The organism is Vagococcus fluvialis, from assembly GCF_003337315.1.
In the GTDB taxonomy this organism is placed as follows: Bacteria; Bacillota; Bacilli; order Lactobacillales; family Vagococcaceae; genus Vagococcus; species Vagococcus fluvialis.
This window is the reverse complement of record NZ_QPJV01000003.1, coordinates 237740-264190: the sequence shown is the minus strand read 5'-3', so window position 1 is coordinate 264190 and position 26451 is coordinate 237740. Positions and strand designations below refer to the sequence as shown.

27 protein-coding genes and 1 riboswitch are annotated in these 26451 nt (G+C 33.0%); of the genes, 7 read left to right on the top strand and 20 right to left on the bottom strand.

The window, feature by feature from the left end; all coding sequences use genetic code 11:
• Positions 1-107 precede the first annotated feature (107 nt).
• Positions 108-1922 carry a M3 family oligoendopeptidase gene (locus DFR54_RS04995; protein WP_114289177.1) on the top strand — a complete coding sequence of 605 codons (1815 nt, stop codon included), beginning with the start codon at positions 108-110 and terminating at the stop codon, positions 1920-1922.
• A 48-nt stretch (positions 1923-1970) separates the two neighbouring features.
• On the opposite strand, the gene DFR54_RS04990 is transcribed toward DFR54_RS04995, so the two are convergent.
• The 17 genes from DFR54_RS04990 to DFR54_RS04910 all read right to left on the bottom strand — a co-directional run bounded on the left by DFR54_RS04990 (position 1971) and on the right by DFR54_RS04910 (position 20086).
• Positions 1971-2624 carry a CatB-related O-acetyltransferase gene (locus DFR54_RS04990; protein ID WP_114289176.1) on the bottom strand — a complete coding sequence of 218 codons (654 nt, stop codon included), beginning with the start codon at positions 2622-2624 and terminating at the stop codon, positions 1971-1973.
• A gap of 164 nt (positions 2625-2788) precedes the next feature.
• Positions 2789-4078, bottom strand: coding sequence for a C40 family peptidase (locus tag DFR54_RS04985; RefSeq protein WP_114289175.1), 1290 nt, complete (start codon positions 4076-4078; stop codon positions 2789-2791).
• Between the two features lie 126 nt (positions 4079-4204).
• Positions 4205-4720: a rod shape-determining protein MreD gene (mreD, locus tag DFR54_RS04980; RefSeq protein ID WP_114289174.1), complete on the bottom strand. Its 516-nt coding sequence runs from the start codon at positions 4718-4720 to the stop codon at positions 4205-4207.
• Complete coding sequence (mreC, locus tag DFR54_RS04975; protein ID WP_086341080.1) at positions 4717-5580, bottom strand: rod shape-determining protein MreC; 864 nt, start codon at positions 5578-5580, stop codon at positions 4717-4719. The genes mreD and mreC overlap by 4 nt, the downstream gene beginning before the upstream one ends.
• A gap of 159 nt (positions 5581-5739) precedes the next feature.
• Positions 5740-8340 (bottom strand): bifunctional acetaldehyde-CoA/alcohol dehydrogenase, encoded by a 2601-nt coding sequence (gene adhE / locus DFR54_RS04970; protein ID WP_114289173.1) that lies wholly within the window; start codon positions 8338-8340, stop codon positions 5740-5742.
• 268 nt (positions 8341-8608) lie between these two features.
• Positions 8609-8881 (bottom strand): post-transcriptional regulator, encoded by a 273-nt coding sequence (locus DFR54_RS04965; protein WP_114289172.1) that lies wholly within the window; start codon positions 8879-8881, stop codon positions 8609-8611.
• Between the two features lie 33 nt (positions 8882-8914).
• Complete coding sequence (gene yajC, locus DFR54_RS04960; protein WP_086341077.1) at positions 8915-9259, bottom strand: preprotein translocase subunit YajC; 345 nt, start codon at positions 9257-9259, stop codon at positions 8915-8917.
• Positions 9260-9341: 82 nt separating this feature from the next.
• The gene (tgt, locus tag DFR54_RS04955; protein WP_086341076.1) at positions 9342-10487 is read right to left on the bottom strand and encodes a tRNA guanosine(34) transglycosylase Tgt; all 1146 of its coding nucleotides are present in this window, start codon (positions 10485-10487) and stop codon (positions 9342-9344) included.
• 21 nt (positions 10488-10508) lie between these two features.
• On the bottom strand, positions 10509-11543 hold the full coding sequence (queA, locus tag DFR54_RS04950) for a tRNA preQ1(34) S-adenosylmethionine ribosyltransferase-isomerase QueA (protein ID WP_114289171.1): 1035 nt from the start codon (positions 11541-11543) through the stop codon (positions 10509-10511).
• Between the two features lie 103 nt (positions 11544-11646).
• Complete coding sequence (ruvB, locus tag DFR54_RS04945; protein ID WP_114289170.1) at positions 11647-12651, bottom strand: Holliday junction branch migration DNA helicase RuvB; 1005 nt, start codon at positions 12649-12651, stop codon at positions 11647-11649.
• Between the two features lie 12 nt (positions 12652-12663).
• The gene (gene ruvA / locus DFR54_RS04940) at positions 12664-13281 is read right to left on the bottom strand and encodes a Holliday junction branch migration protein RuvA (RefSeq protein WP_086341073.1); all 618 of its coding nucleotides are present in this window, start codon (positions 13279-13281) and stop codon (positions 12664-12666) included.
• Between the two features lie 70 nt (positions 13282-13351).
• Complete coding sequence (msrB, locus tag DFR54_RS04935) at positions 13352-13783, bottom strand: peptide-methionine (R)-S-oxide reductase MsrB (RefSeq protein ID WP_114289169.1); 432 nt, start codon at positions 13781-13783, stop codon at positions 13352-13354.
• Between the two features lies 1 nt (position 13784).
• Positions 13785-14351 (bottom strand): Maf family protein, encoded by a 567-nt coding sequence (locus tag DFR54_RS04930; RefSeq protein WP_114289168.1) that lies wholly within the window; start codon positions 14349-14351, stop codon positions 13785-13787.
• Between the two features lie 14 nt (positions 14352-14365).
• Positions 14366-16267, bottom strand: a complete 1902-nt coding sequence (gene mutL, locus DFR54_RS04925; RefSeq protein ID WP_114289167.1) for a DNA mismatch repair endonuclease MutL — start codon at positions 16265-16267, stop codon at positions 14366-14368.
• Between the two features lie 17 nt (positions 16268-16284).
• Positions 16285-18873, bottom strand: coding sequence for a DNA mismatch repair protein MutS (gene mutS / locus DFR54_RS04920; protein ID WP_114289166.1), 2589 nt, complete (start codon positions 18871-18873; stop codon positions 16285-16287).
• Between the two features lie 18 nt (positions 18874-18891).
• Positions 18892-19272 carry a YlbF family regulator gene (locus DFR54_RS04915; RefSeq protein ID WP_114289165.1) on the bottom strand — a complete coding sequence of 127 codons (381 nt, stop codon included), beginning with the start codon at positions 19270-19272 and terminating at the stop codon, positions 18892-18894.
• 13 nt (positions 19273-19285) lie between these two features.
• Complete coding sequence (locus tag DFR54_RS04910; protein WP_114289164.1) at positions 19286-20086, bottom strand: TIGR00282 family metallophosphoesterase; 801 nt, start codon at positions 20084-20086, stop codon at positions 19286-19288.
• A gap of 160 nt (positions 20087-20246) precedes the next feature.
• Between DFR54_RS04910 and DFR54_RS04905 the strand changes: the two genes are divergently transcribed.
• The 5 genes from DFR54_RS04905 (at position 20247) to DFR54_RS04885 (ending at position 23092) form a co-directional block, all read left to right on the top strand.
• On the top strand, positions 20247-20876 hold the full coding sequence (locus DFR54_RS04905) for an NAD-dependent epimerase/dehydratase family protein (RefSeq protein ID WP_114289163.1): 630 nt from the start codon (positions 20247-20249) through the stop codon (positions 20874-20876).
• A 26-nt stretch (positions 20877-20902) separates the two neighbouring features.
• The gene (locus DFR54_RS04900; protein WP_114289162.1) at positions 20903-21667 is read left to right on the top strand and encodes a phosphopantothenoylcysteine decarboxylase domain-containing protein; all 765 of its coding nucleotides are present in this window, start codon (positions 20903-20905) and stop codon (positions 21665-21667) included.
• Positions 21667-22221, top strand: coding sequence for a flavoprotein (locus tag DFR54_RS04895; RefSeq protein ID WP_114289161.1), 555 nt, complete (start codon positions 21667-21669; stop codon positions 22219-22221). The genes DFR54_RS04900 and DFR54_RS04895 overlap by 1 nt, the downstream gene beginning before the upstream one ends.
• Positions 22222-22845, top strand: coding sequence for an ECF transporter S component (locus DFR54_RS04890; protein ID WP_114289160.1), 624 nt, complete (start codon positions 22222-22224; stop codon positions 22843-22845).
• A gap of 67 nt (positions 22846-22912) precedes the next feature.
• Positions 22913-23092, top strand: a complete 180-nt coding sequence (locus tag DFR54_RS04885) for a hypothetical protein (RefSeq protein ID WP_114289159.1) — start codon at positions 22913-22915, stop codon at positions 23090-23092.
• A gap of 48 nt (positions 23093-23140) precedes the next feature.
• On the opposite strand, the gene DFR54_RS04880 is transcribed toward DFR54_RS04885, so the two are convergent.
• From DFR54_RS04880 to thiT, 3 genes are all read right to left on the bottom strand, one after another.
• The gene (locus DFR54_RS04880) at positions 23141-23620 is read right to left on the bottom strand and encodes an HXXEE domain-containing protein (RefSeq protein WP_114289158.1); all 480 of its coding nucleotides are present in this window, start codon (positions 23618-23620) and stop codon (positions 23141-23143) included.
• A gap of 118 nt (positions 23621-23738) precedes the next feature.
• A complete protein-coding gene (locus tag DFR54_RS04875; RefSeq protein ID WP_114289157.1) occupies positions 23739-24383 on the bottom strand; it encodes a helix-turn-helix domain-containing protein in 645 nt (214 codons plus the stop codon).
• Positions 24384-24656: 273 nt separating this feature from the next.
• The gene (gene thiT / locus DFR54_RS04870; protein ID WP_114289156.1) at positions 24657-25211 is read right to left on the bottom strand and encodes an energy-coupled thiamine transporter ThiT; all 555 of its coding nucleotides are present in this window, start codon (positions 25209-25211) and stop codon (positions 24657-24659) included.
• A gap of 60 nt (positions 25212-25271) precedes the next feature.
• Positions 25272-25378: riboswitch (TPP riboswitch) on the bottom strand.
• Between the two features lie 139 nt (positions 25379-25517).
• On the opposite strand from thiT, the gene DFR54_RS04865 reads away from it, so the two are divergent.
• Complete coding sequence (locus tag DFR54_RS04865; RefSeq protein WP_114289155.1) at positions 25518-26432, top strand: prenyltransferase; 915 nt, start codon at positions 25518-25520, stop codon at positions 26430-26432.
• The last annotated feature ends 19 nt before the right edge of the window (positions 26433-26451 follow it).

Below are 26451 nucleotides of genomic sequence, written 5' to 3'. Positions count from 1 at the left end.
CTTAATCCTATTTATCGTACCTTGTCTCCTATAATTTATCAAATTATTTTTTAATAAAACAAGTTAGTGTATAATAGAAATAATAAATGAAGGGAGCTTTATAATTTATGAAATACGCAATTACATGGGACTTAGATTCATTATTTGAAGGCGGCATTGATTCAACTGAATTAAGCGCGCGATTAATTTTATTAGATGATCAAATTAAAGACTACGCAAGACTAGTAGGAAAATGGGATACAGAAAGAGATACACCTGACTTTTTATTTTTAGATTCTATTTTAGCTTTACAAGAATTAGTTAGCAATGGTTTTGGCCAAACAATTAGTTTTGTAAATGCTATTCAATCAGCTGATGTCAACAATAAAAAAGCAGGGACAATGTTAGCTAGCCTTTACTCTAAATCAACTGACTTTGAAAATGCTAATGTTATCTTCACTAAAAAGTTAACTAGCATGTCAGAAGCTTCTTGGAATCATTTAAAAGAAGCACAAACAACTCAAAGACAAGGTGTTATGTTTATTTTAAATGAAACTCGTGAGCAAGGTAAACGACTACTTAGCGAAAACGAAGAAAACATCATTAACCAACTATCAACTGATGGATTTAATGCTTGGAGTACTCACTATGATACATTAGTTTCTCAAATCAGCATTCCCTTCACTGAAAAAGATGGGACAGAAGTTCACCTTTCAGCAGGTCAAGCTTTCAATAAAATGACTGGTGACGCTGATAGTAACGTTCGTGCTGAATTATTCGAAAAATGGGAACAAGCTTGGTCAGAAAAAGCACCACTTTTTGCTGATACACTTAACCATTTAGATGGTTTCCGTTTAACAGCTAATAAACTACATGGCATTACGAATCATTTACAAATCCCATTAGAATATAACCGCATGAAAGAAGAAACACTAAATGCTATGTGGGGAGCTATTTCTGATAACAAACAACCATTTGTAGATTTCCTAGAACGTAAAGCAAAATTATTTGGAAAAGAAAAAATGGAATGGCAAGACCAAGATGCACCCATTATTTTAGGTGACTTTAAAGAAAAACGTTATACCTTTGATGAAGCGGCTGACTTCATTGTTGAAAACTTCCGTAACTTCAGTCCTAAAATGGCTGACTTTGCTCAAATGGCTTTTGAAAAAAGTTGGATTGAAGCAGAAGATCGTCCTGGAAAAAGACCTGGTGGATATTGCACTAGCTTACCTGAGAATAAAGAATCACGTATTTTCATGACTTACGGTGAGTCAATTAATGAAGTATCAACATTAGCACATGAGCTGGGACACGCTTATCATTCACACGTTATGTGGGACTTACCGGCAATGAGCCAAGACTACGCAATGAACGTTGCTGAAACAGCAAGTACCTTTGCAGAATTAATTGTTGCTGACGCTACACTCAAACAAGCAACTACTAATGAAGAAAAAATCAATTTAATTGATGTAAAAATGCAAAATGCCATTGCGATGTTTATGAATATTCATACACGCTTTATATTTGAAAATAATTTACATGAAGCAAGAAAAGAAAACGTCTTAACAGATGAAGAAATCACTGAATTAATGTTAGCAGCTCAAAAAGAATCATACTGTGACTCATTAGGTTCATATCATCCTCATTTCTGGGCAAGTAAATTACACTTCTTTATTGATGATGTACCATTTTATAACTTCCCTTATACATTTGGGTACCTATTCAGTTTAGGAATTTACGCTCATGCTCAAAAACAAGGTGCTTCATTTGAAGATGAGTATATTGCTTTATTACAAGATACTGCTTCAATGACAACAGAAGAACTTGCTAAAAAACATTTAGGTATCGATTTAACAAAACCTGATTTCTGGCAAGATGGTATCAACATTATTAAAAAAGATGTTGAAGAATTCTTAACAATCACTGAATCTTACATCTAAAAATACAAAAGGACAGGAAACTTTTTCAACAAGTTTCCTGTCCTTTTTTTATTTAATATGTTTTAAATAATAATCATATAAACCTTTAATATTCTGGCTCATAATTAAAGGTATCGCTTTTTCTACTTCTTCATCAGACCAATTAAACCATCTTAACTCAAGAAGTAGATTTATCTCTTCATCAGTAAAACGATTTTTTATTTTTTTAGCTGGATTACCTGCAACAACTGTGTAAGGTTCAATATTTTTTATGACAACTGACTCAGCCGCAATAATTGCTCCTTCGCCAATCGTTACTCCAGGCATAATCGTCGCATTCATACCAATCCAAGCATCACTTTTTATTATAGTATCACCTTTATTTTGAAAAGACTTTTGAATCGTCTGCGGAAAAGGATAAACACTTACCCAATCCGAACGATGATTATGATTACCACCTAATAAAATCGTAGCACCACTAGCAATACAGACATAGTTACCAATCTCTAAACGATCTAATTCCCATCCAAATTGTTCTTTTGGATTAAAGAAATCAACTGTCGTTTCATCGCCCCATAAATATCTAACACAACCATTTTCAAATGAATAGTTGCTATAGAATCCAGAGTAATAAGATTTATTACCAGCTGTGATTAAAGGATTTGTAATAATATCTTTTATGTATTTTGTATCTGACCAATTATTATATATTTCTTTTTCCATTTTTATCGCTCCTAAGTTTTTATTTTTTACTTAGAAGCTAATACCACTGAAACATTTTTGATTTCTCTTAATTTCTTTATCATATTTTTTCATTCCTTAAAACTAATCATTACTTTATAAAAAAAGACTACTCATAATTGAGCAGTCTTTTTGAAAAATCTTAATTACATACGTACTCCAAAGTCAGGTGACCATCCAGAAATGCTTTGAACAGTTACATTTTGACCAGGTGCTGGTGCGTGGATATATTGTCCGCCACCAACGTAGATACCAACATGGTAAGTTGCTCCATGTGATCCCCAGAATACTAAATCTCCAGGTGCTAATTGGCTAAGTGAAATTGTTGTTCCAGCACTCTCTTGAGGTACTGTCCATCCACCAATTTCTCTACCTTGAGCTTGACGGTAAACATAAGAAGTAAATCCAGAACAGTCAAATGAGTCTGGTCCTTTAGCTCCCCATACATATGGTTTACCAATATGTTTGTAAGCTTCAGCTATAACTGCTGACGCATCACTAGGTGCTGGTGTAGGCGTTTCTGGTTGTACCGGATCTGGTTTTGGTGTTGGTGTTGTTTGTCCGCCACCATTGTTATTGTTTGTTGGAGGTGTTACTACTTGTCCACCACCGTTGTTATTATTGTTATTTTCAGTTGGTGTTGTTGGTTCAACTGGTGTTACATTTTCAGTTGGAGCAGGATTAGCTGCTTCTTCTTTAGCGATTGCTTCTGCTTGTTTAGCTGCTTCTTCAGCGGCTTTTCTAGCAGCTTCACGTTGTGCTTCTGCAGCAGCTTGCTCAGCTAAATATTGATCTTTTTTACCTTGCTCTGTTTCTTTTTCAGCAGCAATAGCATTTACAGTAGCTTGTTGAGCTAACTCTTGGTCAACTAACTCGCCTTTTTTCTTTTCTAATTCAACTGCTGTTGTTTGAACTTCAGCAATTTTTTCTTCTGTTTCGTTCTTTTTAGCTTCAACAGCTTCTTTATCTTCTTTTTGTTGAGTCATCATGTCGTTGTTAGCATTTACTAATTTTGAAGCTGCCATAACTTTAGTTAAAGCATCTGAAACAGATTCAGCATTTAATACTAAGTCAACAACGTTAGAGTTACTTGATTCTACTTGAACCGAACGAGCTTGCTCTTTAATTGAAGCGTCGCGTTTTTCAATACGAGCTTCTAAAGCTTTAACTTCTTCGTTTAAAGTTCCAATTGTTTCATTTAATTCACCTTGCTTAGCTTGTAAAGCTGAAGCTTGTTCTTGAATAGATGAAATGTTTCCTTGAATTGATGCTAATGTTGATGTTGCAGAATTTTCTTTATTTTTTAAGTCAGCAATTTTTTTATCTTGAGACTCAATTTTTGAATCGACTGTATCAGCACTTACTACTAATGGCAATGCTGTTGCTGATAGCATAAGACTACTAATTAATAATGTAGATAAAATCTTCTTTTTCAATGTGTTAGTCCCCCAAATATTTTTTCATTTTTTCTCATGTAATTTAACGATAAATGAATTGTAGCATAAGCAGATGTCAATCATATAATGAGAATGTTACAAACATGTTTCAAAAATAAATAACATCTATTTCCCTACATTAAACATCCGTTTTAAAGGAATAACTAACACTGAAATTAAAATAATATTAACAAGAAGTGTCGGTGCTAATGTTCTAGCAAAAAAATCAAGAATAGTTGTATGAGTTAACTTAAAGATAGTTAACATCAACACTCTTCCCACTGATAAAGTTGTCACAAAAACAATAAAACTCATAATCAGTGTAAACGTATTTGGATAAACATGCTCAAATAAAGCATACATCACTAAAACAATTAAAGGTAATAGAATTAAATTAATTCCGATTACATTGTAAAAATAAGAATCATATAATAACCCTATTACACCTGAAAAAATAACTAAATAATTCTTTTCCATTTGAAAGGTTGCAAACATTAAAAATAACAAAAGTAAGTTACTTGTAAAATCCATAGGTACTGAAAATATTCCTAGAATAGCGCTACTAATATGACCATCTATTAACATCATAAAAAATAAAATAAATGGCAACCCATACGATAATTTCTTTCTTTTTACGGTCATTCTGTACTACCTGCCAATCGTTTAACAACTGTCACATGGTTTACATCATACATATCAGCTAATGGTGTAATCATCACTTCATTTGTTAAACCTGTTTTATTCTTTTTAACTTCTTTGACTTCACCAATCAACAGACCTTTTGGTGAGTTATTGCCTAAACCAGAAGTTGTTACTAAACTACCCACTTCAATTTCATCAGTCGAAGTTAATTGGGAAACAACTAAAGTATGAGTTTTATTGTTATAAGCTTCCATTAGACCATAAACCATATCACCCTTAGTTCCTTTAACCATAACTGGAAAATGATTGGTTGTTTGATTAACAGTTGTTAATAATTCAACTTTAGAACTATTTTCCTCAGCAATAATAACACGTCCAATCAAGCCTTTATTTCCCATAACAGCCATATTAACCTCAATACCGTCTTTTTTACCTTTGTTTATTATTAAAACATCTTGCCAGCTATCTGGTGAGCGGTTAATAACACTTGCATTAACTAACTCATAATTAACTAATGTTTCATTTAAATTCATTTGCTCTTTTAATTGTTCATTTTCTGATTTTAATATTTCTAGCTCTGCTTCAAGAGAAGCATTATGATCCACTTTTTTCTTTAAGCTGTCATTTTCAGAGTAGGTATTAAATAGATTATTTACAGATTTCACCATATTTTCAATTCCTCTAAAAGGAGCTTTTACTACGTTATCAATCGTTGCTACTACACTATTTACCTCTGATTGCCCTGGTAAACTTTGCTTTTTGTCATCTCTTTGCTTAGCACTGAAACTAATCACTAATACGATTAAAATGACAATCGATAGTGCGATAATAATATTTCGACTTGAATTAAATTTTTTCACTTTTCCACCTCAAAGAAATCTTTGTTTTTAACGTATACATAACCTCCATTCTATCATCATTTTGACTAAATCGCTAGAAATCAACTAGTAAAATTAACAATTTCCTAAGAAGTAAAAAAAGACTAACTCAGAAGAGTTAATCTTTTTTTATTTCTATGTTTAACCTTTAAATGAATCAACAATGATTTGTTGTAATTCACTAATTAATGGTTCTTTAGGGTTAGCAGTTGTACATTGGTCTTCATAAGCAAGTTCTGCCATACGGTAAGAAGTTTCGTCTAATACTTTTTGAGTAACTCCTTGTGCTTCTAAGTTCATTTCGATGCCAACGCGTGTTCCTAAATCGTAAATAGCTGTTGCTAACGCTTCAACTAATTCTTCAGTTGTATTACCTTTAAGTCCTAAGAAACGAGCAATGTCTGCATAGTCAGTATCAGCTCTAAAGAAATCATATTTAGGGAATAAAGCATGTTTTGATGGATCTTTTGCATTGTATCTAACAATGTGTGGTAAAAGAATCGCATTTGTTCTACCATGTGGAATGTTGTATTCTCCACCGATTTTATGAGCGATTGAGTGACAAATTCCTAAGAATGCATTGGCAAAGGCCATACCTGCCATAGTTGATGCATTATGCATTTTTTCTCTGTTTTCTAAGTTAGGATTTTTCACTGAATCTTCTAAGTAATCAAAAACTAATTTAATCGCTTGTAAGCTTAGACCTCTTGTATAATCACTTGCCATAACAGATACATAAGACTCAATAGCATGTGTTAATACGTCCATACCTGTATCAGCAGTTACTGAAGCTGGCACACTCATTACAAATTGTGGGTCAATAATAGCCACATCTGGTGTTAAAGCATAGTCTGCTAATGGGTATTTCACGTGTGTTTCACTATCAGTAATTACTGCAAATGGTGTTACTTCAGCACCTGTACCAGATGTTGTTGGGATACATACCATTTGAGATTTTTTAGCTGCTTCAATTTTGTAAGTACGTTTACGAATATCTAAGAATTTTTGTTTAGCACCAAAGAATTCTGTATCTGGATGTTCATAGAATAACCACATACCTTTAGCAGCATCAATAGCTGAACCACCACCAATAGCAATGATTGTATCAGGTTCAAATTTAGCAATTCTTTCTGTTCCAGCATAAACTGTGTTTGTTGAAGGGTTTGGTTCAACATCAGAGAAGATTTCATAACTTACTTTGTTATTGCGTTTGTTTAATTCATCAATTACTTTTTGTGCGTATCCAAATTTAACCATACCTGGGTCACAAACGATAAAGACGCGTTCTAAGTTTTCCATTTTTTGTAAATATTGAATAGAATTTAACTCAAAATAGATTTTTTCAGGAAGTTTAAACCATTGCATGTTTTTTCTCCTTTTTGTTACTGTTTTCGTATTAATTAAGTTGATTGCTGTAACGTTCTTAGATACTGAGTTTTTACCGTAAGATCCACAACCTAATGTTAATGAAGGAATCATATCGTTATAAATATCACCAATACCACCTTGAGCTGCTGGTGAGTTAATTAAGATACGACAAGCATTCATTCTTAAACCAAATTCTACATGTAACTCTTCATCTTCTGAATGTAAAACGGCAGTATGTCCTTCTCCACCAAGTTTTAACATTTGCTCACATAATTCTAAACCATGTTCACGATTATCTGCTTTCATCATTGCTAAGACTGGAGATAATTTTTCACGTGATAATGGGTACTCTGCTCCAGCTCCTTCTAATTCAGCAATTAGAATTTTAGTTCCTTCTGGTACTTTAATACCTGCATCTTTTGCAATTGATACAGCTGAATGACCTACAATATTAGCATTTACCGCTGTTTTTGTTTCGTTCATAACTGTTTTTTCTAATTTTGATAATTCATTTGGTTTTACAAAGTAAACTTGATGAGCTTCAAACTCAGCTTTTACTTCTTCATAAACTTCTTTATCAACAATTACTGCTTGTTCTGATGCACAAATCATTCCATTATCAAATGATTTTGAAACAATTAAGTCATTTACAGCACGTTTAATTTGAGCTGATTTTTCAATATAAGATGGTGTATTACCAGGTCCTACACCAAGTGCTGGTTTACCAGTTGAATAAGCTGCTTTAACCATTCCAGCTCCACCTGTTGCTAGTACAATTGCAACACCTTCATGATTCATTAAACCATTTGTTGCTTCAAGAGATGGTTCCTCAATCCATTGAACACAGTTTTCTGGAGCTCCTGCTGCAATAGCTGCGTCACGTACCACACGTGCTGCTTCTGCTGAACATTTTTGTGCACTCGGATGGAAAGCAAAAATAATTGGGTTACGAGTTTTAATTGAAATCATTGCTTTAAAGATTGTTGTTGATGTTGGGTTTGTTGTTGGTGTCACTCCACAAACAACACCTACTGGGTCTGCAATTTCAATAATTTGTTTAACACTGTCTTCACTAATCACGCCTACTGTTTTGTCATTTTTAATATTGTTCCAAATACTTTCTGAAGCAAACATATTTTTAATAGCTTTATCTTCATAAATACCACGACCAGTTTCTTCAACTGCCATTTTCGCTAAAGGCATGTGTTGATTCAAAGCTGCCATTGCCATTTGATGTACGATATGGTCTACTTTTTCTTGATCGAATTTTTTCATTTCTGCTAACGCCACGTTACCTTTAACAACTAACTCATCAATTACTTGTGCCACACTGTTTACTTGTTTTTCTTCTTTTTTATCTTTTGTTTTAACCATGATAGCCTCCTGAAATAATTTGTTATGTTATTCACAAACATAATATACAACATATTTTACCGCTTGTAAATAGGTTATTGTGATTTTTTTCACTATTATTAAATTGTAAGCGGTTTTTTATTTAAAAAAGCTATATTCAAAGTTTTTATGGTCTTTTAAAGACATAAATTAATAGTTTTCACCTTATTTTTATCGGTATTTTCACAAATTATAAAACAAAAAAAGAACAAAAAATTAGCTTTTTCCTAATTTTTCGTTCTCTTAATGATTAAAGTAAATGATCTAAATCGTCAAAACCTACTTTAGTGACTGCTTTTAATTGTTGATAATCAAAATAGTCATTGGCAGTAATTTTTTTTATGTCTTCCTTCATTTCTTGAATAGTTTCTGGCTGTTTTCTTTTCCAACGAAAGTTGACTAAATAATCTAACATGTCTTTTTCAGTTACTTCTGTGTAGCCAGATTTAAGTAAACTTTTGACTTGCTCTTTTATGGTTCCTTTTATCAACCAATTAGTCGTCATACTTATTTTTTTGCTCATGATAACACCTTTATATAATAAAAAAAGAAAATCTTATTGATTTTCTTTTTCTTCTTCTGCTTCGATTATTTCTTCAGCTTCAATTACTTCAGCTACTTCTTCAACAACTGGTGCAGCTGTTCCAGGTTTCACTGTTTTAATTGCGTTACGCTCAAATTCTAAATAGATGCCTTCACAATCAATAATAACTGTTCCTTTGTCAGCATTTACTTCATGAACAACTCCGTATAAGCCACCGATTGTTACGATGTCGTCTCCTGTTTTCATGCTATTTAGTAATTCTTGACGTTGATTTTGTTGTTTCTTTTGTGAACGTGTCATGAAAAACATCATACCACCGATAATTACTAATGGAAATAACATTGAACCTAATCCCATATTTTTCACCCCTATTTCGTTTTTTTAGTCACTATTTACTGTATCAAATTTTATAACATTACACTAGTTAATTCTTATTTTTTTAGAAATTTTTCGCATTTTCTTCATTAAATCCGTATTCTTCAAAGAAGGCTTGTCTAAATTCTAATAAATTATCATCCATAATCGCTTGGCGGACTTGTTTCATCACATTTAATAAGAAATGTAAATTATGATGAGATGTTAAGCGAATCCCAAAAGTCTCATCACATTTAATTAAATGACGAATATAAGCACGAGAATAGTTACGACATGTATAACAATTACATTTTTCATCAATTGGACGATAGTCTCTTGCATATTTAGCATTTTTAACAACTAAACGACCTTGGCTTGTCATACAAGTTCCGTTACGAGCAATTCGTGTTGGTAACACACAGTCAAACATATCCACTCCGCGAATAACACCATCGATTAATGAATCTGCAGTTCCTACACCCATTAAATAACGAGGTTTGTTTTCTGGAATAAGTGGAGTTGTGTATTCTAAAACTTTATTCATTTCTTGTTTTGTTTCACCAACTGATAAACCACCGATTGAATAACCTGGGAAATCAAGACTCACTAAATCACGAGCACTTTGTTCACGTAAATCTTTATAGCCTGCCCCTTGGATAATTCCAAATAATCCTTGACGGTCTTTGTTAGCATGGGCTTCTAAACCACGCTCTGCCCAACGAGATGTTCTTTCAATTGATTTTTTCACGTAATCATGACTTTGCTCAAATGGAGGACACTCATCAAAACTCATCATAATATCTGGACCTAATTTGTTTTGAATTTGAATCGCTTTTTCAGGAGATAAAAACATTTTTGAACCATTTAAATGATTTCTAAAATGAACTCCTTCTTCTTCAATACGACGCATATCACTTAATGACCAAACTTGGAAACCACCTGAATCTGTTAAAATCCCTTGGTCCCAGTTCATAAATTTATGCAGTCCACCTGCTTCTTCAACAATATCTTCACCAGGTCGTAACCATAGATGGTAGGTATTACTTAAAATAATGCCTGCTCCCATTTCTTTTAATTCTTCTGGAGCCATCGTTTTAACTGTTGCAAGTGTTCCTACTGGCATGAACATTGGTGTTGGAAACGTTCCATGAGGTGTAATAATCTCACCTAATCTAGCACCTGTATGTTTCTCTTTTTTTATTAGACGATATTTAATTGCTGGTTCGCTCATTATTTATCTTCCTACTTTCTTTTATTTAACAAACATCGCGTCCCCAAAGCTAAAGAAGCGGTATTCTTCTTTAACAGCATGGTTATACGCATGTAAAACTTCTTCTCTTCCGGCAAAAGCACTTACTAACATAACTAAAGTGGACATTGGTAAATGGAAATTAGTTGAAAAAGCATCCACTAATTTAAATTCATAACCTGGTTTAATAAAGATATCTGTCCAACCACTATCTGCTTGAATCTCGCCATTAAATTTAGTTCCAATTGTTTCAAGTGTTCTGATAGATGTTGTTCCTACTGCTACAATACGTCCACCTTGAGCTTTTATTTCTCTCAAACTAGCTGCTGACTCTTCAGATAATGAATAAAATTCACTGTGCATATGATGGCTTTCTAAATCCTCCACACTTACAGGCCTGAAAGTTCCTAAGCCAACATGTAACGTTAAATAAACTAATTTAACACCTTTAGCCTCAATTTTTTCTAATAACTCTTTTGTAAAATGTAAACCGGCTGTTGGTGCAGCTGCTGAACCATTTTCTTTCGCATAAACTGTTTGATAACGTTCTTGGTCATCTAGTTTTTCTTTGATATAAGGAGGCAGTGGCATCTCACCTAAGGCTTCTAAATTTTCAATAAAAATTCCTTCATAAGAAAATTCAATGATTCGACCACCATGTTCTAACTCTTCCTTAACAACAGCTGTTAAGCGACCATCTCCAAAAGAAATATTCGTTCCAACTTTTGCTCTTTTAGCTGGTTTGATTAAAGTTTCCCATGTATCCCCTTCTGTATTATTTAATAGAAGAACTTCTAAGTGGCCTCCTGTATCAGGTTTTTCACCGTGAAGTCTGGCCGGTAGCACTCTTGTATTATTCATAACTAGAGCGTCACCTTCATTTAACTCATCAATAATATCTTCAAAATGTTTATCTTTAATGTCCCCTGTTTCTTTATCTAGAATTAATAATTTTGATGAAGCTCTGTCCTTTAAAGGCGTTTGAGCTATTAATTCTTCTGGTAGATAAAAATCAAAATCTGACGTTTGTAGTGTCATGTCACCAGTTCCTTTCTGAGTCTTCCTGTTGTATTCTAACATCTTTGAGGAAAAAGAAAAAGAGTCCTAGCTCAACCAAAATGATTTACTAGGTACTCAATTTTTAATTTCTTTCATATCCCAAATGTTCATAGGCAAAATCTGTGACAACTCTACCTCTTTGAGTTCGTTTGATAAACCCTTTTTGAATTAAATAAGGTTCGTACATATCTTCCACTGTTTCAGTTTCTTCACTGATATTTACAGCAATCGTTGTTAAGCCTACTGGACCACCATTATAAAGTTCAATCATCGTTTTCAAGATTTTTTGATCCACATAATCAAGTCCTTTATGATCGACTTGAAGCATAAGTAAAGCCTCATCAGCTACATTAGAATCAATAAAACCGTCACCTTCAACTTGGGCAAAATCTCGCACTCTCTTTAATAGCCTATTAGCGATACGAGGAGTTCCTCTAGAACGTCTGGCAATTTCAAAAGCTCCTGACTCCATAATTTCTGTTTGAAAAATATCAGCTGAACGCAATACTATTTCTTTTAAGTCAGTTTCTTCATAGTATTCCATGTGACAAATAATACCAAAACGATCTCTTAAAGGCGCTGATAACATCCCAGCTCTTGTTGTTGCTCCAACTAAAGTAAAAGGAGGTAGCGGAAAACGAACGGGATGTGCATTTGGTCCTTGCCCAACAATGATATCCACATAAAAATCTTCCATAGCTGAGTAGAGTAATTCTTCTGCTACTCGGGGAAGACGGTGAATCTCATCAATAAATAAAACATCACCTGGTTCCAACTCATTTAAAATAGCCACTAAATCTCCCGGCTTTTCAATGGCAGGACCACTTGTTGTTTTAATATTAACACCCATCTCGTTAGCAATCACCATAGCCATCGTTGTTTTACCCAAACCAGGTGGTCCGTAAAGAAGACAATGGTCTAGAGATTCTTCTCGGTGTTTAGCTGCTTTAATGTAGATTTCAAGCTCGCGTTTCACCTTATCTTGACCAATGTACTGAGACAAATACTGAGGTCTGAGAGATTTTTCTATATACTCTTCATCAAAAGACATCTCACCAGATAATAATCTGTTTTCTTCCTCATTCATTCAGTCTCCTCCTTACTTTTTCATTAATAATTTCAGACCATGACGTAAGATTTCATCGGTTGCTTTACCTGTCATGACTTCAAGTTCTTTCTTAATACGCTTGATTTCTCTTTCTGAATAACCAAGTGCTTTCAATGCTTCAATTGCTTCTTGTAAGGATGAATCATCAACTGTAGAGAATAAATCATCTTGTTTAGCTACAGTTCCTTTTGGAGTACCTGAAATATCTAGCTCTCCTAGTTTTCCTTTTAAATCAAGAATCATTTGTTGAGCTGTTTTCTTTCCAACTCCTGGGAATTTTGTTAAATACTTAGCATCCTCAGATTCAATAGCTGTTACAAGTCCAGCATGGTCATCTAATGCCATAATAGCCATACCACTTTTAGGTCCAATACCCGAAACGCTAATAATTTTTAAAAATAATTGTTTCTCTTCTAAGTTAGAAAATCCGTATAACACATGAGCATCTTCACGAATGACTTGATGCAAATAAACTTTAACTTCTTTTTCTAAGTAAGCAGAGTACTTAAAAGGATTAGCAACAGCTACTTGATAGCCAATTTGATTTGTTTCTACAACCATGTAATAAGGGCTAACAAACGTTACAATTCCTTTAATATATTCATACACTTCTTTTTTCCACCTTTCACGTACGTGTGTTCCCTAAAATTGTAACACAGATTAAAGAGTTTGCCTAAGTCTAATCTTCAAAAAGTGGTAAGTACGCTTCATAGCCTTTTTCAGCTAATTCTTTCACAGGTATAAATTTAAGCGCAGCACCATTAATACAATAACGTAAACCACCACTTTCAACAGGTCCATCTGGAAAGACATGACCTAAATGAGAATCGCCTTTAGCGCTTCTAACCTCTGTACGTGTACGTGCTAAGCTATTGTCTTCTAATTCTTGTAGAGTTGCGATTGGTTTTGTAAATGAAGGCCAACCACAGCCTGCATCGTATTTATCTAGAGAAGAAAACAATGCTTCTCCACTGACAATATCTACATAAATACCTTCTTCAGAGAACTGGTCAAATTCACTTGAGAAAGGACGCTCAGTTCCATTTTCCTGAGTTACTGCATATTGAAGAGGTGTCAACGTTTCTCTTAATTCTTCTTCATTTTTTTTCAAATCAATCTTCCTCCTTAAAAATATCTTTCATTGCTTGATTGACAAAACCGATTGGAAAACCAACGATGGAATAATAGTCACCCCTGATTTCTTTAACAAATAAAGCACCTTGTCCTTGAATACCATAAGCACCTGCTTTGTCCCTATGTTCTCCTGTTTTTATATAGTTTTCAATGTCTGAGTCATCTAATTTATAAAACTTTACCTGAACAACTTCTGTTTGACGATAAATTTTCTTAGGTGTTTTAATGTAAACACTGGTTAAGACTTCATGGGTTAGACCACTTAATCGTTTAAGCATGAAGCGAGCTTCCGTGTCATTTTGCGGTTTTCCCATAATACTGTTACCTAAGACAACTGTTGTATCACAACCTATTACAATATCTTCTGGAAATTTTTCAGCTATTGTTAAGGTTTTTTCTTCTGCCATTCTTGCTACATAAGCTCTTGGTGTTTCTCGTTCCTTAACACTTTCATCAATGTCAGCAGGAATAATACTAAAAGAAGGAATAATTTTTTTCAATAATTCTTTTCGTCTAGGCGAACTTGAAGCTAGTATAACTCCCATATTAAATCTCCTTCTTAATGCGGATCTTGAATTCGTTTAAACATTTTTTCCATGTCATTATTCGTAAAACGAATTAAAACTGGACGACCATGAGGACAGTTAAATGGATTTTCGCAATGTTTCAAATCTTCTAAAAGAGCTCTTGCCTGGCGCTCATCTAGGTAGTGATTAGCTTTTATCGACCTTTTACAACTCATCATAATCGCTGTATCTTCTCTAAATTTAGCCACATTAGCTTTCCCTGTTTCTAAGAAAATATCAATCATCTCTCGAATAATACTTTCTTCTTGTCCTGGAATGTACCATGTTGGGTGAGCTCGAACAATTAAACTTGTATGCCCAAACTCCTCTAAGTAAATACCTACTTCTTCAAGAACCTCTTTATTTTCAGTAATTCGAAGCATATCATCTCTTGAAAACTCTAAAACAATTGGAACTAATAATTCTTGTAAATCATTAGAAACTTCACCAATTTTTTTTCTAAAGTATTCGTACTTGATTCTTTCTTGGGCTGCATGTTGGTCAATAATAAATAAACCATCTTGATTTTGAGCAAATAGATATGTTCCATGCATTTGACCAAAGTAATCTAAATCAGGAAAATGAAAATCTTGTTTGGACTCTTCTTCTAGATTTTCATGAACCTCTTCTAAAACTTCAACCCTTGGTGTTTCCTCTGGTATCACTTCATTATAAGTTTCTGGCTTTTGAGCTATTTCTCTTTCAATTGTAAAACTTGTTGGTTCTTCTTTTTTAACAAAGAAATCACCTGTTTGTTTATCATAAATCAAATTACTTTCTTTAACTTTTGGATGGTATTCAGTAGAGATTTCTTTTCTAGTACCGAAGTTAAAACCAAGTTGTTCTACTTTTTCTTCATTAACTATCTTTTTATGGAACGTTGCACTATCTCCCACATTAGGTATTAAGTTACGGTCACTTAAGGTTTCTTTGATGGCTTCTGAAATTAAAACAACTAATTCCTTTTCCTTACTTAACCTGACTTCCTGTTTAGTTGGATGGACGTTCACATCAACTAATAAAGGGTCCATCTCAATTTGTAACACTACAAGTGGAAAACGTCCCACCATTAATTTAGAGCCATAACCTTCAATAATCGCTTTATTTAAAATAAAGTTTTTAATAAAGCGACCATTAATAATTAAAGACATATAGTTGCGACTTGCTCGTGTGACTTCTGGTAGAGAAATAAACCCGCTTAATTTAAAGTCTAAATCTTCTCTTGTAACAGCTAACATTTTTTTAGCATTAGCAACGCCGTAAATTCCTGCAATAGTTTGTTTTAAATCACCGCTACCTGTTGTTGTTAACATTTGATTGCCGTCGTGAGTTAATCTAAAAGCAATATCAGGATGACTCATAGCAAGTCTATTAACAATATCTCCAACATTAGCTAGCTCAGTTTGTAATGTTTTAACATACTTCAAACGAGCAGGTGTATTGAAAAATAAATTTTCAACAGTAATACTCGTTCCTTTTCGTAAACTATGAGATTTGTTTTCTTTCACATGCCCACCAGATAAGAAAAGATAACTACCTTCTCCATTTCCAGTAGATGTTTCTAAGGTGATTTCAGAAACTGAGGCAATACTTGGTAAAGCCTCACCTCTAAACCCTAAAGTTCTAATTCTAAACAAATCATCACGGCTATGAATTTTACTAGTCGCATGACGTTTAAAAGCATTTAGCACGTCTTCTGGTGCAATTCCTTCACCATTATCAATGACTTGAATTTTTTTCAAACCAGATTCTTCTAGGTTGATTTCAATCCGTGTGCTTCCTGCATCAATAGCATTTTCTACTAACTCTTTCACAACTGAAGCAGGTCTTTCTACTACTTCTCCTGCTGCAATTTGGTTGGCTAGTGTTAATGATAATTCTTCTATTTTCCCCATTTACATCTTCCTCCTTCTCAGAGTTTTTTTTGTAATTGGAATAAGCAATTTAATGCTGCCATAGGTGTCATCTCTAATAAATTCAATTCTTTTAATTCTTTAAGAACTGGATTATCTTCTTGTGCGAATAAAGACAGTTGCTCAGTTTCCTCAACTACAGCTTCAACAACCTCTACTTTAGGTACTGAATCAGTTGTTTGTAAGGTCATTTCTGGTGTTTCTGACTCTAGATGAGCTAATATATCTGAGGATCTATCTAATAATTCATCTGGTAAACCAGCTAATTTAGCGACATGAATTCCGTAACTCTTATCAGCTGAGCCTTCCATCATTTTATGAAGGAAAACTAATTCACCGTCCTCTTCAACAGCACCGACATGAATATTTTTTAGACCTGATAAAACTTCTTCTAACACTGTGATTTCATGATAGTGAGTTGAGAATAATGTTTTAGCTTTTACTTTCTCATGAATATACTCAATAATTCCTTGAGCTAAAGCCATCCCATCATAAGTTGCTGTACCACGACCAATTTCGTCAAATAAAATTAAACTTTTTGATGTGGCATAAGTTAAGGCTTGATTAGCTTCCATCATTTCAACCATAAAAGTACTTTGACCTGAAATCAAATCATCTGAGGCACCAATACGTGTAAAGATTTGATCGAAAATTGGCATAACAGCTTTCTCACAAGGAACAAAACAACCAATTTGAGCCATAATTACTGTCAAAGCAAGTTGCCTCATATAAGTACTCTTACCAGACATATTAGGTCCAGTTATTAGTAAAATAGATGTTTCTTGATCCATGATAACTGAGTTTGGCACATATTCTTGAGAGCCTAATACTTTTTCAACAACTGGGTGACGTCCTTCAATTAACTCTAGATTTTCTTTATCATTAACAAGTTCTGGTCTAACGTAATGATAAGACTCACTAATGTCAGCGAAACTTTTAAGAACATCTAAGCTGGCAATTGATTTAGCTAACTTTTGTAAAAAGTCGATTTCTTTTTTTACTTCCTCGCGAATTTCTAAAAACAATTGATATTCTAAATCTTGAGATTTTTCTTCTGATTCTAAAATCAAGGTTTCAATTTCTTTTAATTCTGGCGTAATATAGCGCTCTGCATTGGCCAATGTTTGCTTACGTTCATAACGACCTTCTGGAAGGGCAGCAATATTACTTTTTGTAATTTCAATAAAGTAGCCAAACACACGATTAAATTTAATTTTCAACGTTTTAATGCCTGTTGCTTCACGTTCTTTAGATTCTAATTCAGCAATCCATTGCTTACCATTTTTCATCGCATCACGGTATTTATCTAATTGCTCATTATAGCCATCTTTAATCACATTACCTTCTGTAATTGATAAAGGAGCTTCTTCATTAATTGCTTCTTCAATTAAACCAACTAAAGAGTATGCTGGTACTAAATCTTCTAGTAGCGTATCCCACTGACCTTGATTAATCCCTTCAATCACTTCTCGTATTCCTGGTACTTGGTTAAGAGATGTTTTTAATTGAATTAAATCACGTCCATTAACTGAACCAAAAGCAACTCGCCCAGCTAATCTTTCAAGATCATAGACTTTTTTCAAACGCTCTTTTAAATCCATACGCTCAAAGAAAGCATTTAGTAAACTTTCTACTCTATCTTGGCGTTCTTCAATAATTTCCTTTTCGACTAAGGGTCTGTCTAACCACTGTTTTAATAACCTTGCTCCCATAGCCGTATTGGTTTCATCAAGTAACCACAAAAGAGTTCCTTTTCTGTCTTTCGTACGAATTGATTGAGCAATTTCTAAATTGTATTTAGAATAGTAATCCATTTTTAAAAAATGTTCTGGTTGATAACTCATCGCTTTTTGTAAATGATCTAAACTTCTTTTTTGGGTAATGTTTAAATAAGAAATTAGAACATTAGCACCTTTAATTAAATCACTAGACTCTAGTTCTTCTGTTAACTCATTACTTACGCTTAATTCAGAAAGTTCTTTAATATGACGAGAAATCAAAATGTTGTGATGCTCTAACCTATTGATTAATTCTTGATTAATCTCTGAACCAAAAACAATTTCTTTTGTGCCTAAGCTTTCACATTCATTAATCACACTATCAATACTTCTTAAAATCGCTACTTTAATTTCACCTGTGCTTAAATCAGCATAAGAAAAACTGTATTGCTTTTTATCTTCTAAATAGATAATTCCAGTTAAGTAGTTATTTTCTCTTGAAGCTCCTTCACTATTGGCAAGGCGAGTTCCCGGTGTGACTAATTGGACAACTTCACGTTTCACCATACCTTTTGTCGTTCTCGGGTCTTCAACTTGCTCACAAACGGCTACTTTATATCCTTTATCAATTAAGGTATCAATGTAACCCTGAGCTGCATGATGGGGAATTCCACACATTGGAATTGGGTCATCTGCATTTTTATTTCTAGCTGTTAATGTTAATTCTAATAATTGAGATACTTCAATAGCATCTTCATAAAACATCTCATAAAAGTCCCCTAGACGATAAAATAAAAAAGCATCTGGATAATCTTTTTTAATACTGAAATATTGCTCCATCATTGGGGTGTGTTTTGTTTTTTGAGGCATTTTATCACTCCTCTTTTCTTACTTTTCTAGTCCTTTTTCTAATCCTTCATTGACTTGTTGTTCTAATAAACTTGTGACGTGTTGTAATAAATCATTGGCTTCGATTAATTTCTCTCTGTATTCAACTACTAAAGGATGTTCATCAAAAGCTTGTTGCTTCTCATTTGCTAACCTGATAGCTTCTTTTTCAGCTTCAAACTTTTCGTAATGAGCAAATTGAACAGCATCTTTTTGATGACGTTTAATTTCTTCTGCTAAATCTTTTAACCCTTGATGTTTATCTACTTTTTGTGCAATTTTTTTATAGTCCTCAATGGCTTCAACTTCGCCAATTTTCGTGACTAATTCATCTAAAAGTTTTTTAATCTGGTCTTCGTATTGAAAATCTCGCTGCTCCATTTATCTTCCTCCACTAATCTTTAAAGGGACGGTCAGGGTTAATCATATTAGCTTCAATTTTTGTTGTTTTTCCTGTTGTATCATTGATATCAATGACACAATAAGAAAGGACAGTATCGCCTTCTTCAACTACTTCAAAACGATGAGGTAAAGCGGTTCTAAATTTTTCAATAACCGCTTTTCTCTGCATGCCTAAAATACCGTTATAAGGTCCAGTCATGCCAACATCTGTTAAATAACCTGTTCCTTGAGGTAAAATACGGGCATCATTTGTTTGAACGTGAGTGTGGGTACCAACAATTGCTGACACTCGGCCATCTAAATACCAAGCCATAGCTAATTTTTCACTCGTTGTTTCACCGTGAAAATCAACAAAAATATGTTTAGTTCTTGTTTTAACTTCTGCTAATAATTTATCAATCACTTCAAAGGGATCATCAATTGCTGTCATAAAACTTCTTGCTTGAAGATTAATAACTGCTAACTCTTCTTGATTAACTTTGACATAAACAAGACCAACTCCTGGTGTTGTACTTTCAGGGAAGTTTGCTGGTCTAACCATTTTTTTAGCATCGTCTATAAATTCAAAAATCTGATGGTTATCCCAAGCGTGATTTCCTAAAGTCACTACATCTGCTCCGTCTTGTAATAATTTTTTATATATTTTCTCAGTAATTCCACGACCTGCTGCCGAGTTCTCACCGTTAACAATTGTTACTTGGGGGCGGTACTTCTTTTTAAGTTTAGGTAAGTAAGTTGTAATCGTCTCTCTACCTAAAGAACCTACCACATCTCCACAAAATAATAATCTCATTTATATTTCCTCTTTTCTAAATAGCTACTTGCTATATTCTATCAATTTTTGAGTCGAAATAAAAGTTATCTTCATGAGTAGTAAAGTGATTTTCACACGTGAGTTTTTGAATTTATGTTAAAATAAACCTAAGATCTAAAAAAAGAAGGAGCTTATCAAAATGACACAAACTTTAGTAGTTTTTGGTGGCAGCGGATTTGTTGGAAGAGCCCTTTGCAAAGAAGCAATTAAACAAAATATGACTGTTATTAGTATTTCTAAACACGGGGAACCAAAAGACAAACAACCTTGGATGAGTCATCATCAAATGACTTGGCTAAAAATGGATGTCTTTAGAGATGATTCTTGGAAAAAACTCCTTGATTCCTCGGTTGTCTGTGTTAATCTTATAGGGATTCTTTTTGAGAATAAAAGAAAGGGCTTAACTTATGAAAAAATGATTGTTAGAGCCAATCATTTAATCAGCTCAGAAGCTCATATAAAAAATATGCCTTATATTTTTATGTCAGCAAAGGGTGGTCCTTGTGGCTACGTTGAAGCTAAAAAAGAAGCCGAAAAAGAACTTTTAGCAAAAAGAAATCCAATCATTATTATTAGAAGTGGTTTAGTTGTCTCTAAAAAATACCCACTACGTTATGCTCAAGGCATGGCAATTAAATTAGGAACTAACTTACCTCTAATAAAATCAACAGCTAACAAAGTCTATCCTACTTCACTAGATTCATTAGTTCATAGAATTATCAATGAAGCCCGTGAACCTAGTCATAAAATTATTGAAGACATTCGTTAGTAACTATTAACAAGGAGTTTATTTGAATGAATATATTAATTACTGCTGGAGGCACCTCCGAAAAAATAGATGATGTTCGTCACTTAACTAACCATGCAACAGGTTCACTAGGTAGAGAAATTGCTACTTGCTTACAACAAGAAAATGTTCGCATCCATTATGTTTACGGTCCAAAAGCTGTTTTACCTAGTAAAGAAAAAATAGTTTTTCACCCAATTCACTCTGTTAAAGAGCTTGAGGCAACGATGAAAGATCTACTAACAACAATTAACTTTGATTATGTTATTCACAGTATGGCTGTTAGTGATTATGAGTTAGGGTCTGCTACTAACGAGGAGCTACTAGCAAAAGAGTTAGCTAATAAAATTAGTGACTTAAAACCAGAAACTAGTGAGGAATTAGAAGCAATCATAAAAAATAGTTTACTTGAAACCTCATCAGCGCCTGCTCAAAAGAAAATCAGTTCTAAAAATGAGAAATTAATTTTAGTGATGAAAAAAGCACCTAAAGTCATTTCAAGTATCAAAAAATGGCAACCTACGACTAACTTAATTGGTTTTAAATTATTAGTAGATGTACCTGAGGCTGAACTTATTTCAGTAGCACAAGAAAGTATCAAGAAAAATCAAGCAAGTTATATTTTAGCTAATGATTTAACGACTATTACTGAAAATGCTCACTTAGGTTTACTTGTATCAAGTACAGGTGTTAAGGTTCGATTTAATACAAAAAAAGAAATCGCACAAGGTTTAGTAGACTTAATGATTACTGAAGAAAGAAGGTTAAAATGATGCCAACAGTTTTACTTGGAGTTTCGGCTAGTATATCTGCTTATAAAGCAGCTGACATTATTAGCCAACTAAAGAAAAGAAATATCAATGTTGAAGTTATTATGACTACAAATAGTACTAAAATAATTCCTGAGTTAACACTACAAGTTTTATCTAAATCACGTGTTCACACTGATGTAATGGTTGAGCAAAATCCAATGGAAATCAATCACATTGATTTAGTTAAGCGAGCTGATTTGTTTATTGTGGCTCCTGCTTCTGCTAATATAATTGGGAAAATAGCAAATGGCATTGCTGATGACATGTTATCAACAACTGCCCTTGCTGTTCATGATATCCCAAAACTAATTGCACCCGCTATGAACACTTACATGTACCAAAACCCTGCAATGGTTGCTAATTTAGAGAAATTAGATAGCTATGGTTATCAATTAATTGAACCTAAAACAAGCTTACTTGCTTGTGGGGATTATGGTAAAGGTGCTTTAGCTGATGTAGATGTTATTGTAGATACCATTTGCAAAACTTTAAATGTTGAAAATAAGGAGTATTAAATTTTGAAAACGAAACAATTAACACTGACAGCTATTTTTTTATCAATTATTATTTTATTTTCTTTTACGCCACTTGGCTTTATTAACTTAGGATTTATTAAAGCAACCTTAGTTCATGTGCCAGTTATTATTGGTGCTGTTTGTTTAGGTCCTAGAATTGGAGCTTTTTTAGGCTTAGCATTTGGACTTTTAAGTATGACAATTAATACAATCACACCTTCTGTTTTATCTTTTGCCTTTTCTCCCTTTATTCCAGTTTATGGAACAAATGATGGTAGTTTATGGGCGATTTTAATTGCGATTGTCCCTCGCGTTTTAACTGGTGTTGTTCCTTTTTATGTCTATCAGTATTTTAATAAAAAGAATCTAAATCAAAATATTGGACTTTTTACAGCTGGAATTGCTGGTTCCTTAGTTAACACTATTTTAGTAATGAATATGATCTATTTCTTATTCCAGGATGCTTATGGTTCTATTAAAGATATTCCTGCTGGTAGCGGACTTTATAAAGCTATTTTATCAGTGATTTTTATAAACGGTGTTCCTGAAGCACTTGTAGCTGGAATCGCAACTAGCGCTGTCGCTGTTGTCTTGCTTAAAATCCTAGAAAAAAATCGGACTTAAGGTTGACGATAAGCTATTCTTCTCATGTTAAGATATCTTTAACAACAACAAAAGGAGAAGATAAGAAGTGAATCGAAAATTTACCCCACTAGAAATCGTAGGAATTATTATCTTAGCCATTATTGGTATTAACTTACTTCAATTTTTAACAGGCGTTGCTTTTTCACTCATTAAACTTGCCTTTCCAATTGTCGTAATCGCCGGGCTATGGTACTATTTCTCAAATCAGAAAAGTTCATACAAATAAAAAACAAGAATTCTAAAAGAGACATACTTCTTTTATGAATTCTTATTTTTATTTAATTAATTTATGAATAAATAGTAAATTTAAACATAAAAGTACCAAACTAAGAGGTATAAGAATAAATAGTAAATGATAGTTCAAGATTGGGATATAGTTTAATAAAATTCGTAAAAGTACCAAGAAAGAAAATAACCCTAGTACTAATCCCGGCACATAACTATTCAAATAAATAGCTTGCCCTAAATGAACTAAGATATGAATATTATAAGCAATAATTACAGAAACATAAAATTCATGATAAGAAAAATAATAGCAAATTCCTGCTATAAGAATAATTAATAAATATTCTTCAAGAGCCATTAGGGTAAATTGTCTACTTGATGGTACATTCATTTTTCTTAAAAATTGTGGTACCCTTTCTAGCTGTAACTTCTTTTGAAGCCATTCATTCATATAAGCAATCTCTTCAAGTTCATGAAGCATAAATAAAATAGGAAAAGAAAGATATAAAAAAACAAAAGAATTATCCACTTGATTACCTCAACTTTATCAATTAATTTCCAACTAATATTTATTAATTCTTCACCTTTATCGAAAGGTGATGCTATATTTTCAAACTTTTCGTTATCTAACAAATTGATTGATTTGTTTAGTTATTTTTTTGTAACTCTTTCTGAATTTCTGTTGGAATCTCTCTCCAAGAAATAAATTCTAATTGATAAACATACTTATCTTTATAGGTTAACTTACCAAAGTTTTTGCCCTTAGGTGACTGTCCACCAGAAAATGTAAGTAATGTTTTATCCAAATTATCTTCATCAATCACTTCAATATTTGTATACGGATCAGGAAATTGAGGAACTTTATCAAATAATTCAGGATCATACTCATTGCCATTATTATACGTCACTTCTTTTGGTAACACTGCATATCCTGTATTTAATTTTGCAAATGGATTATACCTATAATATCTCTCAGTATTTGATATGGCATAAATATAGCCACTTAAAATAATAATAATGAAGATAAAGATAGGAATTAAAATCTTATATCTTTTCTTTTTCTTATAATCCAAACTCAGTTCTTTTACCATTTTTGAATCACCTCTCAATAGTTTATCAAGAGAGATATCTAATTCATCAGAAATAGTAACAAGTAACTCAATATCAGGATAATTTCTTTGTTGTTCCCAATTAGAAATTGCTGTTCTAGAAACATTTAATTTTTTAGCTAAATCTTCTTGAGTTAGATTCAATTCTGTTCTTCTTACTTTTATCTCTTTTCCAATATTCATAGACACTCACCTCTCTTGTATCTCCATTAAGAATTAACTTCTATAGTTTAACAAGACAGTGAGTCTTTAATCAAGGAAAATCAGTTGTCAGAATCTCTGACATCCTTGATATAAAAGGATTTTAAATTTTCACAGACTGATTTCTTCTACTGCTGATTATGTTTTAGATGGTAATTTAAGTACAAATGAACAAATAAAAAAATTAAAAGAGTTAAATATTATTTAGAACCAATCAAAAAGCAGAGCCTCATCTCTTAAGGCTCTGCTTTCATTTTATTTCGGCAATACTAATCCTGGACTTTTTTTAACTAATAACAACGTTACAATAAAAGTTGCTGCTGCAGTTAATAAAGCGTTAGTTCCATTAATAACTAAAGAATACATCACTGGACTAAGTCCCCACGCTGCAAACTGTCCCCAGAAAATAACACCTGCGATAAAGTGCCAAATATATCTAATTCCCGTTCCAAGAAGCACACCAAAAAGAAGTTGCATCCAAGGTGTTTCTCCATTTTTTACAAGTGTTTGAATTTTCCCTGCATAAAGGCCAGCAAAACCAGCACATGCAAAAGCTAATAAATATTCAATTAAACCTTGTGAGACTGTTAAAATATAAGCTTTTCCTAATAGAATATGTAGTAATCCCCAGATAAAACCACTTGCAAGCCCTGGTAAAAAACCTCTTCTAAAAGAATAAATAACTACTGGAATCATCCCAATTGAAATAGAAAAACCAATTCCTACATCTAATGGAATTAATGATAAAGCCATTGAAAAGGAAGCTGCTATTGCCCCTTCTAACCACACTTTTATTCCTGATGAATTCATAATAAAACTCCCCCTTGTTTGTTTTAGTCTACCGACCACACAACCAAAGCGGAGTAATGTTTATTTACTCCATCACGATTCCTACGCTTGCATTATCAATATCAGGTTCTAGGGTTTAGAGATAGTTAGACTACTCATTCTCAGCTAAAGCTCCCCTTGTGATGGTAAAACTATTTAATTGTTCTCACCAAGCAGTATCTCATGCTTTGTAAAAATGGTCAACCTTCTTAAAATTCACAAACCAATTACTTGAGATATCCCTTTGTTTTTTGTACGATAGAAAAAGTTTCATAAAGGAGGACAATTATGACAAACACTAAATTAACATTTAAGCAGTTCTGGGAATTATCAGAAATCTACACTGCTCCCCTTAATCTATTCATCATTTTACTGGGAATCTCTTCTGCTAATTATTTAACAACTACAGCTCTATCAATAAATCTAACTATTTTTATTGCCATTATTATTAGTTTTCATATTGCTGTTAATATTTTCAATAATTGGATGGACTACCAAAATGCTGAGGATAGAAATTATAAAGAAGTTACCAATATTATTGGACGCGACAACTTAGCCATTGGCACTGTCAAAAAATACTTTTACAGTTCTATGATTATTTCTTTTATTTTAGGTGCTTACCTTGTTAGCCAGACTAATTTAATGGTTGGTATTCTTGGTTTTATTGGTTTCTACATTGGACTATTTTATTCTTATGGAAAATACCCGCTAAACTCACTGCCAATAGCTGAAACAATAACTGCTATTGCATCAGGTTTTTTCATTACTTTTATTTCTTTTTACTTAATGACCTTCGAAACTAGTGGTGCTAATAAATCATCACTTTTATCAATCATTGCGATTAGTTTGCCGCTAGTCATTAGTATGTTTAATAATCTTTTAGCTAATAATACCTGTGATTTAGAAGAAGATATTAAAAATAATCGTAAAACACTTGTTTATTATTTAGGTAAAAAAAGAGCTGTCTATTTATTACTTGCTTTAACAGCTTTTAACTATCTTTGGTTAGCCCTATTAGTGATTAATCACTTGGCACCAATCTCTGTTTTAATTTTATATCTAACTCTACCTATCATTACTAAATCACTTAAAAAATATGTAACTTTACAAGATAAAAAAACGACCTTCCCACTTGTTTTAAAAAGCATGTCTATGATGATGGTCTTTTATCCGATTCTCTATTTTTTAGGAAGTTTTCTTTAATAAAAAAATAAAAGTGAAA

Bases quoted from the DNA above. Each gene is read 5' to 3' on its own strand.
- DFR54_RS04905 (WP_114289163.1), top strand. From the start codon at position 20,247: ATGACACAAACTTTAGTAGTTTTTGGTGGCAGCGGATTTGTTGGAAGA.
- DFR54_RS04875 (WP_114289157.1), bottom strand. From the start codon at position 24,383: ATGAATATTGGAAAAGAGATAAAAGTAAGAAGAACAGAATTGAATCTA.
- DFR54_RS04930 (WP_114289168.1), bottom strand. From the start codon at position 14,351: ATGGGAGTTATACTAGCTTCAAGTTCGCCTAGACGAAAAGAATTATTG.
- DFR54_RS04990 (WP_114289176.1), bottom strand. From the start codon at position 2,624: ATGGAAAAAGAAATATATAATAATTGGTCAGATACAAAATACATAAAA.
- mreD (WP_114289174.1), bottom strand. From the start codon at position 4,720: ATGACCGTAAAAAGAAAGAAATTATCGTATGGGTTGCCATTTATTTTA.
- DFR54_RS04965 (WP_114289172.1), bottom strand. From the start codon at position 8,881: ATGAGCAAAAAAATAAGTATGACGACTAATTGGTTGATAAAAGGAACC.
- DFR54_RS04900 (WP_114289162.1), top strand. From the start codon at position 20,903: ATGAATATATTAATTACTGCTGGAGGCACCTCCGAAAAAATAGATGAT.
- yajC (WP_086341077.1), bottom strand. From the start codon at position 9,259: ATGGGATTAGGTTCAATGTTATTTCCATTAGTAATTATCGGTGGTATG.
- DFR54_RS04865 (WP_114289155.1), top strand. From the start codon at position 25,518: ATGACAAACACTAAATTAACATTTAAGCAGTTCTGGGAATTATCAGAA.
- tgt (WP_086341076.1), bottom strand. From the start codon at position 10,487: ATGAGCGAACCAGCAATTAAATATCGTCTAATAAAAAAAGAGAAACAT.
- mutL (WP_114289167.1), bottom strand. From the start codon at position 16,267: ATGGGGAAAATAGAAGAATTATCATTAACACTAGCCAACCAAATTGCA.
- DFR54_RS04895 (WP_114289161.1), top strand. From the start codon at position 21,667: ATGCCAACAGTTTTACTTGGAGTTTCGGCTAGTATATCTGCTTATAAA.
- thiT (WP_114289156.1), bottom strand. From the start codon at position 25,211: ATGAATTCATCAGGAATAAAAGTGTGGTTAGAAGGGGCAATAGCAGCT.
- queA (WP_114289171.1), bottom strand. From the start codon at position 11,543: ATGACACTACAAACGTCAGATTTTGATTTTTATCTACCAGAAGAATTA.
- DFR54_RS04915 (WP_114289165.1), bottom strand. From the start codon at position 19,272: ATGGAGCAGCGAGATTTTCAATACGAAGACCAGATTAAAAAACTTTTA.
- adhE (WP_114289173.1), bottom strand. From the start codon at position 8,340: ATGGTTAAAACAAAAGATAAAAAAGAAGAAAAACAAGTAAACAGTGTG.
- mutS (WP_114289166.1), bottom strand. From the start codon at position 18,873: ATGCCTCAAAAAACAAAACACACCCCAATGATGGAGCAATATTTCAGT.
- DFR54_RS04995 (WP_114289177.1), top strand. From the start codon at position 108: ATGAAATACGCAATTACATGGGACTTAGATTCATTATTTGAAGGCGGC.
- DFR54_RS04910 (WP_114289164.1), bottom strand. From the start codon at position 20,086: ATGAGATTATTATTTTGTGGAGATGTGGTAGGTTCTTTAGGTAGAGAG.
- ruvB (WP_114289170.1), bottom strand. From the start codon at position 12,651: ATGAATGAGGAAGAAAACAGATTATTATCTGGTGAGATGTCTTTTGAT.